We start from the raw sequence: 15,049 nt of genomic DNA, 5'->3' as shown, positions 1-15,049 counted from the left end.
CCGACCCATTCCCCCATCACCACGAAAACGAGTCTGGCCCCGCCGCTCACGCGGCGGGGCCAGAACCCCAAGATCTTCATGAATCTTCTAGGCGCATTCCAGGTAGTGGGGTGGACCGGGGGCGGGGCGCATGCCGTTGCCGGTGCCCTCACCGGCCGTAGTCGTCGACGAAATGGTTGTCGTGCGCTTCGTGAAGCCGGCTCAACTCACGCTCGTTCACCGTGGCGAGCTGTGCGAAGTACTCCTCCCGCGGTACACCTGGCGAGAGTGCCATCAGGAGAGTGGCAGGTTCGGCGCGCTCCTTCCGGAGCGCGTGGACGTCACCCACCGCGGCATGCGCAGTGTCGCCGGGCCGCAGTGTTCGCCAGGCCCGCCCATCGAAGTAGGCGACTTCACCTTCTTCAACGATGAAGGTCTCGCTGAACGTCGTGTGAAAGTGCGGGGCAGGACCCCGGCTGGACGGCGACATGCGCCACCGGTAGATGCTCACGTTCCCGGTGGTCTCCGCCGGACCCACGAGGACTTCGATGGTCGATCCGCTGGCGCCCAGCCGGATCGTTCGTCTCTGTTGGGCTCGCTCGGGTTCCTTGGAAAACCGGGTAATCGACTCCGTGTCGGTCATGACCCGAGTCTCGGGGCTTCGCCGCTTTGCTCGCGCTCACTTCGGCGGTGGCCTAACAATAGTGCGATGATCCGCTACCGATTGGGCGTTGGTGCTGCGAGTGTGCGGTGGGCGATGTCGCCGATCCACGAAGTGGTCAGTCTTGCCCAGCTCTTGACCGAACCGCAGCGTCACCCGATGTTCCACCCGTGGCTTCGCCGTCGCCGCCGTCTCCCGCTCCCCGACCTGGGGGCGCTCACGGTCTTCATGGCCGATGGCGCGTATCGACCCGACTTCCTTGACCCATCGCCGATGTCCAGTGAGCCAACGTTCGAGGAAGGCATGGATGCCCTCCTCGCCGCGCCGGCGGACCAGACGTACGCCGAGCTGGTCGACGCGACGATGGGGCGCGGGGCAGAAGTGGGCCGCCGACTGCTCGATGACCCCGACCGAGCCAGGTCCGAGGCCGCCGATGCGCTGCGCCGTCTCTGGAAGGCAGTTGTAGAACCGGAATGGCCGTCCATGCGGCAGGCGTTGCGTGCCGAGATGCTGGATCGGGCCATCCAGGTCAACCGCGAGGGTCTGCGCGCAGTCCTTCCGCGCCTGCACCCTTCCGCTGCGTGCGAAGGCGACATCATCACCGTCGAGAAGACCGTCGACATCGACGTCGACTGCCCTGAAGGACTCATTCTCGTACCGTCACTGTTCATCACCGACCGGATGCAGTGCACCACCTCGGACCACTGGACTCCGGCGATCTATTACCCGGCATCCGGGCGGTACCTCTGGGCGGCACCTCCCACTCCGAGGTCGCTTGACCGTCTTCTGGGGGTGACTCGATCGAGGATCCTGGCCGCTCTCGCCACTCCGCTGCAGACGACCGTTGTGGCCAGGCTGGTGAGCGTCACTCCCCCGACGGCCAGCGAACACCTGGCAATCCTGCGAGACGCCGGGTTGATCGACAGCAGCCGAGCCGGTCGCACGGCCACGCACGAGCTCACCAAGGCTGGACGTGCTCTCCTGGACGCGGCCTCGCCGCGGCCATGACAGGTCGGGGAGCTGCTGGTGGTCAGTCAAGCGCGGCGCCTACCGCAACCAATCCCCTCGGCGGCCCGCACGGCGCCGTCGCCGACTGCAAGCCGCTGCCCGCGAAGCCCGAACAGATGACCCCAGCCGTCCCCGCCGACCGCTGGTGATCTTCACCGAAGGCGAACAAGGGAGGGCCAGGGGGACACCCGGGGCTACTCTCACAAACGGTCGTTTCTGAGAGTGGCTGGCCTCTCCAGCCTAAGGTCGGTACCGTACGTCGAGGATTGCCGAAGCCCTGGTTCGGGCACCGAGGAGCAGTCGATGCTGGACCAGGATTTGCTGCGCGCCGCGCGCCTGGCTGGTTACGGGACCGTGAGCACTCAGCTCTCCTTGCTGAGCGACCACCGGCTCGGGGATGTCGTGGCAGCCGCTGCCCCGCTCGGGTCGGGCATCGGCGGCAGGTCGGCAGAGCTGGACATCAACGGAACGCGCGTCTTCGTCAAGCGGATCCCTTTGACGGACATCGAATTGTGCCCGGAGAACGTGCGGTCGACGGCGAACGTCTTCGAACTGCCGATGTTCTACCAGTACGGGGTGGGCTCGGCCGGGTTCGGTGCCTGGCGGGAGCTTGCCGTGCACACCATGACAACGAACTGGGTTCTCGGCGACGAGTATGCAGGATTCCCCCTGATGTACCACTGGCGGGTTCTGCCTGACTCCCCTCCCGAAGGATTCACCGACGAGTTCGGGGGCCTGGAGGGGGCCGTTGCGCACTGGGAGGGATCACCCGCCGTTCGTGACCGGCTGGAGGCCATCGGCCAGTCCTCGTACAGCCTGGTGATCTTCCTGGAGCACGTGCCGCACACACTCGCCGGATGGCTGGCCGGCCACCGCAAAGGCGCCGTGTCGGAGGGCGGGGACAGCTCGCCCTTCCGCTGGGTGGAGGAGGCTCTGATGAGTGGATCTTCCTTCATGAGTTCTCGCGGACTTGTCCACTTCGATGCTCACTTTGCCAACATCCTGACCGATGGCCGCCAGCTCTACTTCGCTGACTTCGGACTTGCCCTGAGCTCCCGCTTCGACCTTTCGGCGGACGAGTCCAACTTCCTCTCGGACCACCTCGCGTACGACCGTTGCTACACCGCGAGCCACCTGCTCCAATACCACTTGCTCGACGGCGTGCGCGGTGACACGGAACGCGTGGTCTTCCTGCACGACTGGATCGCGGGCCGGCGGCCTGGCGACATCCCGCCCGAGATCACGGCCATCATCGACCGGCACGCACGTCCTACCGTCGTCGTGGACTCCTTCTTCCGCCGTCTGCTCACCGAGAGCAAGCAGACGCCGTTCCCGGCCGCGCAGATCGAGCAGCAGTTGGGCGTTGGCGCCAGAACCCCGAGCTGATCCACGCCCTCGCCTCGTCTGTCCGGCATCGGCTGCCACGGCCGCTGCCTACCGACGGGCCTCCCGGTGCACCTTCCCGGGCTCTACGACCATCCGGCAATGGCTCGTCACCTTGTAGCTGAGGCCTCGCTCTGCGGACTGCGTGAGTCGGGCACTGCCACCGCAGCCGCGAGCTCCAGGTCCAGGCCGCTGTTCATGTCCAGTTCGAACCGGCCGCACCAATTCACATGGGTCCAGAACAGCGGCGACAGCGCCCCGCGGTCCGCGGTCCGCGTCGGTGAGTTTGTCGGCCCACTTCGGATCGGCCAGGATCTCCTGCATCAGCAGCGTGTTGACGTGCTCCAGCGCGGACTGGAGCAGGTGCAGCGCGAGCATGCTGACCTCCTGGGACTCCTGTCCGCACCGGCCAGCTCGCCGTCCTTGCCGTAGAAGAGGCCCTTGTTCGCGGAGTTCCAGTTCTCCACCACCTGCAACCCTTAGTGGATCTCCTGGCGCATCTAGACGTCGGCGAGGTACGTGATGCCTGCATGCCGTGAGGTCCCACCGGATGGGCCCGTCTGGGGCGCCAATAACCTCACTTCATGTGAATTCCCTGCCGAGAGGAAGAGGAGACACCGTGATCGTCGTCGAACACGAGCTGACGGCCCCCTGGGAGGCGGTCTTGATGGAGCCGACCGCGGGTAACGGCACGGGTGTCGTCGTGCTGGCCGGATCAAGCGGCCGGGTGGACCGCCAACGGGCGAGGCTTCTTGCCGAGCAGGGTTTCCTCGCTCTGGCCATACGCTGGTTCGGCGGGCCGGGGCAGCCGACGGGGATCTGTGAGGTACCGCTGGAGACGTTCGTCGCGGCCGTCGACCTGCTGCAATCTCGGGGAGCGGAGCGCGTCGGCATTCTCGGCGTATCCAAGGGCGCCGAGGCCGCGTTGCTCACAGCGGTTTACGAGCCGCGCGTCAATGTGGTGGTGGCCGTCTCTCCGACGTCGCTGGTCTGGTGCAACGTGGGGCCGGGGCTCGATGGTCATCAGCGGCCGTACCGGTCCTCCTGGACCTGGCAGGGGCAGCCGCTGCCTTTCGTCCCGATGGACGACTCCTGGCAGGCCGCGGAGCAAGGCGATGGCCCGGTGGCGATCCGCGGCTGGTACGAACACAGCGAGCGGACCTTCGCCCGGCATCTGGGCGCCGCCGCGATCCCGGTGGAGAAGGTGTCCGCCGACGTGCTGCTTGTCGCCGGTGGCGACGACGCGATGTGGCCTTCCCTACGGTATGCCGAGCAGCTGGCCGCGCGACGCCAAGCAGCTGACGCTCCGGTCCGCGTGGTGGCCCGCGACGACGCCGGACACCGACCGCCCTTCCCCGGCGAAAGCCCCGCCGCACCCTCGAACACGTATCTGCACGGAGGGACAGCCCGCGGCGACACCCTGCTCGGCGAGGCAGCCTGGGCACCCATTCTCGGCCTGCTCCATCTGGGGCAGACCAAGGCTAACTCCAGGTGATAGGCGCCAACTGCGTCGTGGGCGTCACTGCCGGGCAGGCTTGCGGTCGAGGCGTCGGGGCCTACGCGTAGCAGGCTCCGACGTCACCCCCCGAAGGACTTCCCGGCTCGACCACTAAGTCAGCCGGCCCTCGCGGGCGATGACCCGGCCGGCCCGCACGACCATGGACGGAATCGGGCGGTCCACGACTACCTCGGGCAGCGAACCGGCGGCCACCAGGACGAAGTCGGCCGGGTCCCCGGTCTCCAGCCGGGAGGCGGGCAGACCGAGCAGAGAGGCGCCGCCCTGGGCCACCGCCTCGTAGCAGGAGGCGAGTTCGGCATCGGTGCGGGCATCCGTGCGGTAGGCGAGCAGATGGGCCCGGGCGAGCATGTCGCCGTCACCGAACGGCGTCCAGGCATCGCGCACGCCGTCCGAGCCGACGGCCACCCGCACGCCGTGCGGGGTGAGCCGTGCGGGGTCCAGGACCGGGTCACCGCCCAGGGCACACGTGACCAGGGAGACGCCGGCATCGGCCAACCGCACCGCTGCGGCGTCGCGTTCGTCACCCTCGAGCTCGGCCACGGCGAAGACGTGGCTGAGGGTGACGCGTCCCTGCATTCCGGCGGCGACGGTACGCCGGGCGATCTCGGGGACCTGGCGCAGGCCGGCGGGCCCGCCGTCGTGCAGATGGATGTCGACCGGCACGCCCTTGCGGGCGGCCAGCCCGAACACGAAGTCCAACTGGCCGTCCATGTCGCCGTCGATGCCGATCGGGTCGAGGCCGCCGACCACGTCGGCCCCCTCGGACATGGCCTGCTCCATGAGTTCGGCGGTTCCGGGCTCGCTCAACAGGCCGAGCTGGGGGAAGGCGACGATCTGGACGTCGACGAGGTCCTTGCGGGCATCTGCCGCCGCCCGCACCCCGTGCACCCCGGAGAGGCCGTGGACGGGGGCGACATCCACATGGGCCCGCATGGCGCGGGTGCCACGGGCGATGGCCCGGTCCATGAGTGCCCCGACCCGCTCCTCCACCGGAGTCGTGAAGGCCGTCCTGGCCCGCACATCGCCGTCGATCAGGTCCCGGAGCGTGCCGGCGGGTTCGCGGCTCAGCCAGGGCCCGCCCCAGGTCGACTTGTCGGGGTGGATGTGCGCGTCGACGGGCGAGGGCAGGGCAAGGGCTCCCGCGGCGTCCACGGTCACGCAGCCGTCGGGCAATTCCGCCGGGTCGTACGCGGCGATCCGGCCGTCGGAGACCAGCAGGTCACGGGTGCGCCCGTCGAGGGAACGGACGGCGGTGAACAGGACATGGGGGCAGGCGGGGGCGGGCGTCGCCATGGGGCGGGCTCTCCTTCGTGGTGCGGGACGTCGTGCGTGGGACGGTCGTCTTGGTCAGGGCCGCCGACGGGGGCCGGGATCCGTCGGTTCATCGGTGGCCGCGGTGGCGGCGGCGAGCATCTGCATCGCGGTCTCGCGCGTCCCGGCCACATGGCTGCGGGCGATCCGTTCCGCCGCCTCCGCGTCGCCGCTCCGAATCGCCTCGTAGAGCAGTTCGTGCTCGCCGCACATCACGGGCCCGTCGCTCGGCTCGGAGGTGAGGCTGAAGAGCCGGCGCAACCGGCCGTCGAGCGGTGCCATCAGGCCCTGGAGCAGTGGATTGCCGGACATGACGACGATCTGCTGATGGAAGTCGGCATGGACCGAGCCCAGTTCACGGGTCCGGCGGGAGGAGTCCGCGACGCGGCGGGCGCGGTCCAGGAGTCTTTCCAGGGTGCGCAGGCCGTCCCGGTCGGCGCGCCGGGCGGCCAGCGAGGCCGCCAGCGCCTCCAGGCGTTCCCGGATGTCGAAGAAGTCCGCGGCCTCGGCCGGGCCGAGCGGGGCGACGAACGCGCCCTTTCGTGCCTGGGCGGCGATGAATCCCTCGGTCTCCAGTCGCTGGATGGCTTCCCGTACGGGGATGCGGGACACCCCCAGCTCGTCCGCGAGTTCCCGCTCGACGATCCGGTGCCCGGAGGGGTAGCGGCCGTCGATGATCCTCTCGCGCAGTTCCACATAGACCTGGTCGCGCAGGGACTGATGTGCCGCACCGATGGTGCCGGTGGCGGTGAGGCCGGCGGTTCGGCTGCTGCTCATGGACTCGCTTCCTGCCCGTCTGAGCCGGTCTCTTCCGGCTCCCATGCCGTGATCATCGCAGATTCCGGAAAGATTCCCCAGACCCTTGCTTGGTATTCGGTATACCAGATAGCTTGAGCGCCGCGCCTAATCCGGCCCGCTCTGAACTGGTCTTTTCCGCTGACCCATGCCTGGTGCAGGCATCAACTTCGGCGTCCTGCCGCCCGTTCGCACCTGAGGAACCACCGATGACGCAACCCTCGACGGCCGTCCCGCCGCCCATCTCCCCCTCCGCCGACCTCCCGAACACCGCCCCGCCGTCCGGCAGTCCCGCGGGGCGCCTCGCCAAGGGGCAGATCGGCACCTTCGATCTGGTCTTCTTCGTCGTGGCGGCGGCCGCGCCGCTGACCGTGCTGGCCGGTGTCGCACCCTTCGCCATCGGCATCGGCGGTCCGGGCACCCCGCTCGGCTATCTGGTCTCCGGTGCGCTGCTGGTGCTGTTCGCCGCCGGGTTCACCGCGATGAGCCGCTACGTACGCAATGCCGGAGCCTTCTACGCGTACGTCGCCCGAGGGCTCGGCCGGACGCTCGGCGTCGCCACCGCCTACCTGGCGACGCTCTCGTACAACCTGGTCGCCCCGGGTGTCGCCGCCGGATTCGGCTACTTCGCCTCGACGACGCTGAGCGATCTCACCGGTGCGGAGCTGCCCTGGTGGCCGCTGTCGACCCTCTGTGTGCTGGGCACCGGGGTCCTGGGCTGGCTGCGGGTCACGCTGAGCGCGAAGGTGTTGGGGGTGGCACTGGTCCTGGAGGTCCTGGTGCTGCTGGTGATGGATATCGGGGTGCTGGCGGACCGGGGAACCGACGCCCTGGACCTCACGTCCTTCGATCCGTCCGTGCTGGCCTCCTCCGGCGGCATGGCCGGGATGTTCGTCCTGGTCATCGGCGCGTTCACGGGCTTCGAGGCGACCGCGATCTACGCCGAGGAGGCACGCGACCCGGAGCGCACGGTGCCCCGCGCCACCTTTGTCGCGATCGGGTTCCTGGCGCTGTTCTACGCCGCCGGGGTGTGGATCCTGATGGGCAGCTTCGGCACGGACGAGTCGGTCACGATGGCCCGGTCGTCGGACGGCCCACAGTTGACATTCCACGCGGCCGACCAGTTCGTCGGCCCCTGGCTCGCCGACTCCATGCATGTGCTGATCGTGATCAGCGCGTTCGCCGCCACCCTCGCCTTCCACAATGCCGCGGCCCGCTACCTCTACGCCCTGGGCCGCGAGGGTCTGCTGCCGCGCCGGCTGGGCCGGGTGTCGGCCCGGCAGGGTTCACCGGTGACGGCAGTCGTGGTGCAGACCGTCTTCGGCCTGGTGATCGTGGTGGGCGGTGCGCTGATCGGCGCGGATCCGTACTCCGAGATCTTCCTGTGGACCAACAGCACCGGCGTCCTCGGCATCATGATCATGCAGGCGCTGGCTGCGCTCGCCGTCTGCTTCTTTTTCCGCCGTGACCGGTGCGGCATGTCGGTCTGGCGGGTCGCGGTCGCACCGCTGATCGCGTTCGTGGGTCTCGCCGTCCTGTCGGTGCTCGCCATGCTCCACTTCGATCTGCTCACCGGACGCACGGGGGCGGTCAACGCGGCGCTGCTGGTGCCGCTGCCGGTGGTGCTCGTAGCCGGGTTCGTGGTGGCCCTGCGCATCCGCCGCACCGACCCCGGGCGGTACGCGCAACTCACCGAGGTGGATGTCGAACGGGACTGAGTACTTGACGCTGTTGGGACTCTTGGTTCCCGCGCTCGTCCAGACGGCGCCGGCGGACCGTCGCCGAATCCGGGACCTGCGTGTGCCGATACATCATCCGGCCAGGTCACGGCCTTGATCACTGATCTCCGGCCGTGCCCGTAGCTCGCCCAGCTGTCTCCACCTTGACCGGGGACGGGCGGCATCATGGCCTGTCGTGCTGCTGCGCCTGGCCTGTCTCGCCGTGACGAACGCCTTCACGCTCCTGCGTCTGTTGCCGGTGAGCGACCGGGAGAAGGACGTGGAGATCCTGGCGCTGCGCCACCAGTTACTGGTCCTGCAGCGCCAGGTCGGCAGGCCCGCGTTCACCGACACCGACCACGCAGTCCTCGCCGGTCGCGTATGTAGGAAGCGGTTCGTGCTCGTCTTCGCGGAGTTCGACCCGGCGGGCGTGCAGTCCGCCGGGTCGAACTCACTCACACCACGGGGATCGCGCGCGGCAGCACCATGTCGACGGTGTTGCCCGCCTCGTCCTCGGCGCTCACCCGCACGCCGAGGAATCCACCGGACACGAGGGCGGAGCGCGGCGCTGTGAAGCGGTAGTGCCCGTCGGAGGCACGGTGAGCGGACACCTTCGTCGAGTGCGTGCCACCGTCCGAAGTCACCCAGGCCTGCACCGGACGCAGCCCACCGACAGCGCCCGAGACCGCGGCGTCCACCAACAGGGGCCGGTCGGCCCGGGCCCTGTTGACGTTGTCCAGCGGAGCGTCCACGGAGGCGTTGAGCAGGTGTACCGGCGTGGTCGCTTCGCCGTCACCACCCGCGGTGAAGCCCCACGTGGCAGTCGCCTCACCGCCCATCGGGAAGGCGTCGCCCGCGCTGAAGGTACGGCGCAGCTGGTACGAGGCCCGGCCCGCGCCCGGCAGCGTCGCGGTGATGGCTGTTCCCCGGTCCGCGATCACGGTTCCGTTCCGGGTCAGCCGTGTCGACGACCTCCACTTCTGCGGCGAGCCGAAGTCCCCGTATTCGCTCACCGCGCCGTCGGGCGCGACAAAGTCGTCGACCTTGAGTTGGAGGGTTGTTCCGGTGATCTGCCCGGCCACGCCGGCCACGAACGGACCCGTGTACCAGGTGTGCTGGGTGTGCGTGCCCGGCTCGTACGTGAACTGGCGCGGCGGATAGCGCATCGAGATGCCGGAACGGTTGCGGTAGCCGAAGCGCAGCCACGTGGTGTCCTTCGCGGTGATGTACTCCGTGCGGGCACGCGGGACGCTCAGGTACGAGGGCGAGGAAACGTTCAGACCCGTCATGGTCGGCGCGTAGACGGTGCTTCCCTCCTGGTAGCGGTACTCTTCGTTGAGTCCCCGGTACGTGGTGCGCACCTTGGCGAGCCCGTCAACGTCGTCCGCGGTGAGCCGGTGCTCGGGGTTGTCCGGTACCTGCCGCTGCCCGAAGGCAAGGTCATACAGGGCCGAACCGTCTCCCTTGTACTGGTCGCTCCCGGCATCGGCGAGCCGCCAGTGCTCACTGAACGTGATCTTGCCGAGGTGGGATCCGGTGGTGGGCGCGATCCACAGAGCATCGCGTCCGAAGGGACCGTAGGCACCGCCCGCGAGCATGCTGTGTGTCACCGAGTAAGTGCCGTTCGCGGTGGTGCGCTTGATGTTGCCGGTCATGAACTCGGTGCGGTTGTCGCGTCCCGAGACCGACGCGGTCCACCGGTGGGCGGTGCGGGCGTCGAAGACGATCTCCTTGTCCCCCGCGTGCAGATCGGCACTGATCACGGCGACGGCGGGAGTTCCGTTCACCTTCATCGACACGTTGGCCAGGCCCAGGTAATCGCCGTCCGGGATACGCAGCGCGAGGCTGCCGCCGTTTCCGATCGTGACGCTGCCACCGGTGCCGTTGTCGGCGTTGAGCAGGGAGACCTGGGCGGGCGCCGGATTGCCGTCGCGGTTCAGGACTTTGACCGTGATGCTCTGCGCGCGGTCGAGCAGCAGCGGGATGCGCAGTGCCTGACCACCGCCCGCCGGAGTTGCGGTGAGGGCGCCGCTGTAGCGCCGTCGCACGCTGCGTTCGACGGTGGTGCCGAGGTTCTGCCAGAGATGGAAGCGGTCGGCAACTTGAATGGCATTCGGGGCACCGGTGCGGGCGCCGTCGGCGTAAGAACCGCTCCGGTCACGGCAGATGATCTCGGAGCCGGGATGTTCACGCAGCCAGCCGGCCAGGGTCGCAGCATCGCGGCCGAGCAGCAGGTCGAGAGGCCGGCCGGTCTCACAGTCGATGAGCACGGTGCCGTAGTGCTGTCCACGACGGGTGGCGAAATCATCGACGCCCAGCACCCTCGGAACGGTCCAGGCAGGATCGGGCAGGGCCATAACCGCCCGTAACAGTGTCGACCGGCTCACCCGTGTATGCAGGGCAGCGGCGAGACGGCTGCCAGCCCGGCCCGCGAGCGCGACGGCGACAGCCTCCAAAACCCGCCGAGCGGCAGGCGTGCGGCGGCTATAGCGAACGGTCAGGCCGTCGACCTGTTCAGCGAAAGTACGCCGCGAACAACGAACGTTCTCGCAGTACAGCCGCCGCACCGTCAGCTCGATCCGTACCGGCCGATCCCCAACCGGAGTGTCGGCAAGGCTTCTTCCGTACGTGCTGTGCACCCGGTTGGACACCACCGCACACCCAGGACACGGCACCTCGGCCTCCCGGGTTCTCGCCACCATGCGAATCACTCCGCACTCGAAGAACACGCGCTCCACCAGCAACTCGCTGAGGTGCGGAAACAGGTCACCGATCAGCTCATCAACACCGCACCACGGTCCCAGATGACGCTATGCCGCCGAGACGGAACCCGTTGATCGCTCTCACGGAATTTGTGCCTGATCCGAGAACGGGAGTCGTTTGTCGATGAGCTCGGGAGGTGCCCTGTTGGCGGCCAGGTCGATGTTCACGAGTTTGGGCTCTGGCTCACTTTCCGTGGAGGGCTGACTGACCGTAATGTCGCCCCTATGACCACCAGTGAGAGGCTGACGTGAGCCAGTACTACGACTTGGGCGACCATACCCTGTGGAACCCGTCCAACGGGGCGTCCCGGCTGTTCATGAGCCAGGTCACCGTCTATCAAGCCGAAGTGGGTCTGCCATCCGGCATCGGCCCCATGGAAGCTGACGAGTGTCAGATCGACCCCGTCGCATTCGCAGTGTTCGTCGTCGCCCTGCTCGCCTGGCATAGCAAAACCAGGCACGCCGTCATTACCACCCTGTCCGAAGGGTTCGTTGCCACGGTGCTGGCCTTGGCTGAGAAAGCGAACATCGAGGTGAACTGGCAGGCGGCCGAGCGCGCCGAGAGCGGCTATCTCAAGACGGCTTCGGATCCCCATGCAAAGGAGTGGACAGCCGCACTGCAGCAGAAGTCACGCGAGCTCACCCGACACATGGCGACCTGAGGCTGTGAACCCGCTCCGACCAGCCTCTGCACCCAGCGCAGTTGGCCCCGGCCATCGTGCATCGAGCCTCTATCAGTACCGCCTCTTCGTTCACGTCGACCGACATCACCGCGACATCCACGATCGACGGGAACAGCAGCTTCTCCAGCCGGAGCACCGTCTCCCCCACGAACCCGAACTCTGAGCCCATCCAAGATCGCCACTGATGATTTTCAGGCAACTTCCCGACGGCCAGGATGGCCTCCAACCGCCACCCACGGTGCACGCTTCACGGAAAGTGAGCCAGAACCCGAGTTTGGGAGGCACCCGCCGCTGCCACTACCGGCTCATTGCGGAGGGCCGGATCCCGCACAGCGCGCCGACCTATCGGCGTCTGTCCTCCCGTCTCGCCCAGGCCCGCTGGGAGGAGCGGTTCCCCTACCTCGTTGACCCCTTGCGCGAGGCCCACGTCCCTCCGGCCTGGCGGACGCCGGCGCCTTCCTGGGGCCGCGCCGGACTGGTTCGTCCTGGACCGGACCGCCGGCCAGACCACAACCCTGTACGTGGCCTGTGAGAAGGACACCTTGCGGGCGCAGTTGACCGGCTGGCTGGGTACGACTACCGCCACCTGCGGCAAGAGCTCCGCAGTCGGGGCATCACGCACCGCTTGGCCCTGCGCGGCGTTGAGTCCTCCACCCGTCTGGGCCGTCACCGCTGGGTCGTAGAGCGGTCCGTTGCCTGGCTCGCTGGCTGCCGCAGACTCCACCGCCGCTACGAACGCAAAGCCGAACACTTCCTGGCCTTCGCCGCCATCGCCTGCACCCTCATTTGCTACCGCAGACTCAGCCGCTGAAGATGCAGTTCAGTCTGAGATACCGCCCAGGTCACAGTCCTTCGCGAGGCAATGCCGCCACGAAGTCCGCTAGTGCAGGTGCTTGAGGCGGTGCCTCCCCTGGAAGAAAACGCCGATAGTGGTTGGCAACCAAGCGGCGCAGTTCTGCCTCGTCCGGCTCTCGGCCGGTCAGTTCGAGGCGTACTCGGTGGGGCTCACCGGTCATGCTCAGCGGCCTGGCCAGTATGTCGAACCCGCAACTGAACTCATCGGGCATCTCCCACCATGCTTCGGCGAACGCCTGATCCCTCAAGACGTACATGTGGAACTCGTCATCGAAGATGATCACGGGGCCGATCGGTGTAGTCACTTGGGGAGTATGACGGACGACTCCTGCCTGACGCCCGCTGGAGTCCGCACCAACGGCTGCTTCTACAGCAAGCGCTACACCAAATGAGATGACTTCTTAGAGAGCGCGAAGGGCTGCGGCGGCTGACCGGCCCGCCGGCCGGGAAACAGCCAGGGCTCAAGAAGGCCCAGACCGAGGGGTCTCCGGCCTGAGCCTTCTGCGCTTGCTGGAGGATGGATGACCCTCCCGAGGGTTACTTCACGTCGACGTAGTCCGCCGCGGAGGCGACCGCCAGGGTGGTGGACGTGCCTGCGAAGAAGTAGCGGAAGTAGCCGTCCGCCGTGGCCTTCGTCGTCGTCCTCAGGTTGCCCTTGCTGTCCGTCGTGACGGTCTTGAGGGTCTTGTAGGTGATGGTGCCCTTTTTCTTGAACTGGAGCTTCACAGGCTGCTTGGTGTAGCCCCCGTACTTGTAGGTCTCCCAGTTGGCCCGGGTCAGGGCGCCCGTGACGGTGATCGTCTTGTTCTTCTTCACCGGTTCCGGCGAGGCGTTGGCCGTCAGCCTGGAGTTGCGCAGGACCTTCGCCTTCGCGGCGGAATCCTTGGTGATGTAGTCACCGTCGTTGGCCAGGGCGTGGGCGCTCACGGTCCAGGTCCCGGCCGTGGTGTTGTCCTGGGGGTGGATGCGCGGGTTGATTTTCAGCGTGTAGGTGCAGGTGGTCGTGGTGGAGCTCTGGCGCACGCACTTGCCCGCGATGTTGTCGGGCACCACGAGACCGTAATAGTCGCCGTTTGGGAGGGGCGTGTGCCACATGACCGGGAAGGTCCTTCCGACCTCGATGCCCGAGTCATCCGTGGCGGTCACCGCGATGGTGAACGTCTTCACGTCCGTGGTCCCCAGGACGATGTCCTTCCCTCCGTTGACGACCACCTTCGTGATCCTGATGTCGCCCGAGAAGTCATCCGCCTGGGCGGCCGCCGGAATCGTGAGTGCGGACAGGGCGAGGGCCCCGGCGAAGCCTGCCACGGTGGTGCGGTGATGCATGAAGGCGTTTCCCCCATGTTCCAGCGCCTCAGGAACGTCCCGAGGCGGAGCTGACAATGCCCACCCAGTACGCGGGTGGCACGGACATGACCATCAGGTCGCAGGAATGGTTGCCCATCGATCACACGGCTGCCAGGACGAGCGCGGGGTCACGCCATCTTCCAGCCTCGGTTAGCAATTGAGTACAGGAAATCCCGGCGAGAATGATCTTGCCAGGGTTCCCCCAAGACCTGAGGCGTTCAACAACCTCACATGTGAATTGGCCTAGCGGCCGTGACGCGCTCAAGCTCTTCAACGAGAACATCACCGCATGGGAGGTGGTCAGGCGATGACCCCTGAGGAACAGGATCTGGTCATGGGCCTGGCGGTCGGACTGGGTGAGGGTCCGACGCGCACGCTCGACGAGGTGCTCGCCCACTTCGGCGAGTCCGACGGTGGGGCCCTGGCGCTCCGGCTGCTCCGGGACGCCATGGAGCGCCAGGATGCCGACGACGTCGAGATGGCGTTGATCGTCCCTGGCGCCGCCGACGCCTCGGTCGAGGAGTTCCTGGAGCCGTTGATCGAGCTGTTCCCTGCCGAATGGCATAGGGACCACGAGGACATCGTGTCCATGCTGGGCAAGCTCCACTCGCCCAAGACGGTGCCGACGCTGGTCAGGGCGACTCGCTGGGTTCCCGAGCACCTGGACTTCGACGAGTGCCGGACGCTCGCGGTGAAGGCGATCTGGGCGCTCGGCGGCATTCCCGGCGAGGAAGCCAGGGACGCCCTCAAGGGCTTGCGCGACGCCGAGAACGAGATCATCCGTGAGAACGCGGTGAAGCAGCTCGCACGCCGCGGCAAGCTCTGACCGCGGAGTCGTAGCCGTTCATCCGGAACACCCGGCCGAGTTTCCTCTCACACCCGTAATCCACCCGCCGGGCCGTGAGTGACTCCCAAACTCGGTTCTGGCACAGATCTTGGTTGCGCCGTGAGGCGCTGTTGGTTCGAGTGGAGGTGAAAGACCTGCACCAGCACCCTGTCGCAGCAGGGTTGTTGAAGCTGAGGGCAGC

Annotated in this window: 13 protein-coding genes and 1 pseudogene; 7 read left to right on the top strand and 7 right to left on the bottom strand. The window is 67.5% G+C overall.

Features of this window, described 5'->3' with window-relative positions:
• Positions 1-148: 148 nt before the first annotated feature.
• On the bottom strand, positions 149-622 hold the full coding sequence (locus tag ACNPQM_RS41045) for a cupin domain-containing protein (RefSeq protein ID WP_418087973.1): 474 nt from the start codon (positions 620-622) through the stop codon (positions 149-151).
• A gap of 291 nt (positions 623-913) precedes the next feature.
• Between ACNPQM_RS41045 and ACNPQM_RS41040 the strand changes: the two genes are divergently transcribed.
• Together ACNPQM_RS41040 and ACNPQM_RS41035 are read left to right on the top strand one after the other, a co-directional pair.
• Positions 914-1,648 (top strand): ArsR/SmtB family transcription factor, encoded by a 735-nt coding sequence (locus ACNPQM_RS41040; protein WP_358862709.1) that lies wholly within the window; start codon positions 914-916, stop codon positions 1,646-1,648.
• Between the two features lie 303 nt (positions 1,649-1,951).
• Entirely contained in the window at positions 1,952-3,034 is a 1,083-nt protein-coding gene (locus ACNPQM_RS41035; protein WP_418087972.1) for a protein kinase family protein, read from the top strand.
• 48 nt (positions 3,035-3,082) lie between these two features.
• On the opposite strand, the gene ACNPQM_RS41030 is transcribed toward ACNPQM_RS41035, so the two are convergent.
• The gene (locus tag ACNPQM_RS41030; protein ID WP_418087971.1) at positions 3,083-3,409 is read right to left on the bottom strand and encodes a hypothetical protein; all 327 of its coding nucleotides are present in this window, start codon (positions 3,407-3,409) and stop codon (positions 3,083-3,085) included.
• Positions 3,410-3,650: 241 nt separating this feature from the next.
• On the opposite strand from ACNPQM_RS41030, the gene ACNPQM_RS41025 reads away from it, so the two are divergent.
• A complete protein-coding gene (locus ACNPQM_RS41025) occupies positions 3,651-4,526 on the top strand; it encodes an acyl-CoA thioester hydrolase/BAAT C-terminal domain-containing protein (RefSeq protein WP_418087970.1) in 876 nt (291 codons plus the stop codon).
• A 114-nt stretch (positions 4,527-4,640) separates the two neighbouring features.
• On the opposite strand, the gene ACNPQM_RS41020 is transcribed toward ACNPQM_RS41025, so the two are convergent.
• Both ACNPQM_RS41020 and ACNPQM_RS41015 read right to left on the bottom strand, forming a co-directional pair.
• Positions 4,641-5,843, bottom strand: coding sequence for an amidohydrolase (locus tag ACNPQM_RS41020; protein ID WP_418087969.1), 1,203 nt, complete (start codon positions 5,841-5,843; stop codon positions 4,641-4,643).
• A 54-nt stretch (positions 5,844-5,897) separates the two neighbouring features.
• Positions 5,898-6,638, bottom strand: a complete 741-nt coding sequence (locus ACNPQM_RS41015) for a GntR family transcriptional regulator (RefSeq protein ID WP_358862706.1) — start codon at positions 6,636-6,638, stop codon at positions 5,898-5,900.
• A 227-nt stretch (positions 6,639-6,865) separates the two neighbouring features.
• Between ACNPQM_RS41015 and ACNPQM_RS41010 the strand changes: the two genes are divergently transcribed.
• Positions 6,866-8,374: an APC family permease gene (locus tag ACNPQM_RS41010; protein ID WP_418087968.1), complete on the top strand. Its 1,509-nt coding sequence runs from the start codon at positions 6,866-6,868 to the stop codon at positions 8,372-8,374.
• 455 nt (positions 8,375-8,829) lie between these two features.
• Here ACNPQM_RS41010 and ACNPQM_RS41005 read toward each other — a convergent pair whose 3' ends face one another.
• Positions 8,830-11,076 (bottom strand): ISL3 family transposase, encoded by a 2,247-nt coding sequence (locus ACNPQM_RS41005; RefSeq protein WP_418087967.1) that lies wholly within the window; start codon positions 11,074-11,076, stop codon positions 8,830-8,832.
• A gap of 308 nt (positions 11,077-11,384) precedes the next feature.
• Here ACNPQM_RS41005 and ACNPQM_RS41000 point away from each other — a divergent pair, with 308 nt between their 5' ends.
• Positions 11,385-11,798, top strand: coding sequence for a DUF6086 family protein (locus ACNPQM_RS41000; protein ID WP_418087966.1), 414 nt, complete (start codon positions 11,385-11,387; stop codon positions 11,796-11,798).
• A gap of 589 nt (positions 11,799-12,387) precedes the next feature.
• A pseudogene (locus ACNPQM_RS40995) lies at positions 12,388-12,630 on the top strand (transposase); the annotation flags it as partial.
• A 31-nt stretch (positions 12,631-12,661) separates the two neighbouring features.
• On the opposite strand, the gene ACNPQM_RS40990 reads toward ACNPQM_RS40995, so the two are convergent.
• A complete protein-coding gene (locus ACNPQM_RS40990) occupies positions 12,662-12,979 on the bottom strand; it encodes a hypothetical protein (RefSeq protein ID WP_418087965.1) in 318 nt (105 codons plus the stop codon).
• Between the two features lie 232 nt (positions 12,980-13,211).
• Positions 13,212-14,000: a DUF5707 domain-containing protein gene (locus tag ACNPQM_RS40985; protein WP_418087964.1), complete on the bottom strand. Its 789-nt coding sequence runs from the start codon at positions 13,998-14,000 to the stop codon at positions 13,212-13,214.
• A 328-nt stretch (positions 14,001-14,328) separates the two neighbouring features.
• Between ACNPQM_RS40985 and ACNPQM_RS40980 the strand changes: the two genes are divergently transcribed.
• On the top strand, positions 14,329-14,847 hold the full coding sequence (locus ACNPQM_RS40980) for a HEAT repeat domain-containing protein (protein WP_418087963.1): 519 nt from the start codon (positions 14,329-14,331) through the stop codon (positions 14,845-14,847).
• Positions 14,848-15,049 lie beyond the last annotated feature (202 nt).

The organism is Streptomyces sp. NPDC056231 (assembly GCF_048270745.1).
Taxonomy (GTDB): Bacteria; Actinomycetota; Actinomycetes; order Streptomycetales; family Streptomycetaceae; genus Streptomyces.
The sequence above is the reverse complement of the archived record's forward strand: the minus strand, read 5'-3'. Positions and strand labels throughout refer to the sequence as shown.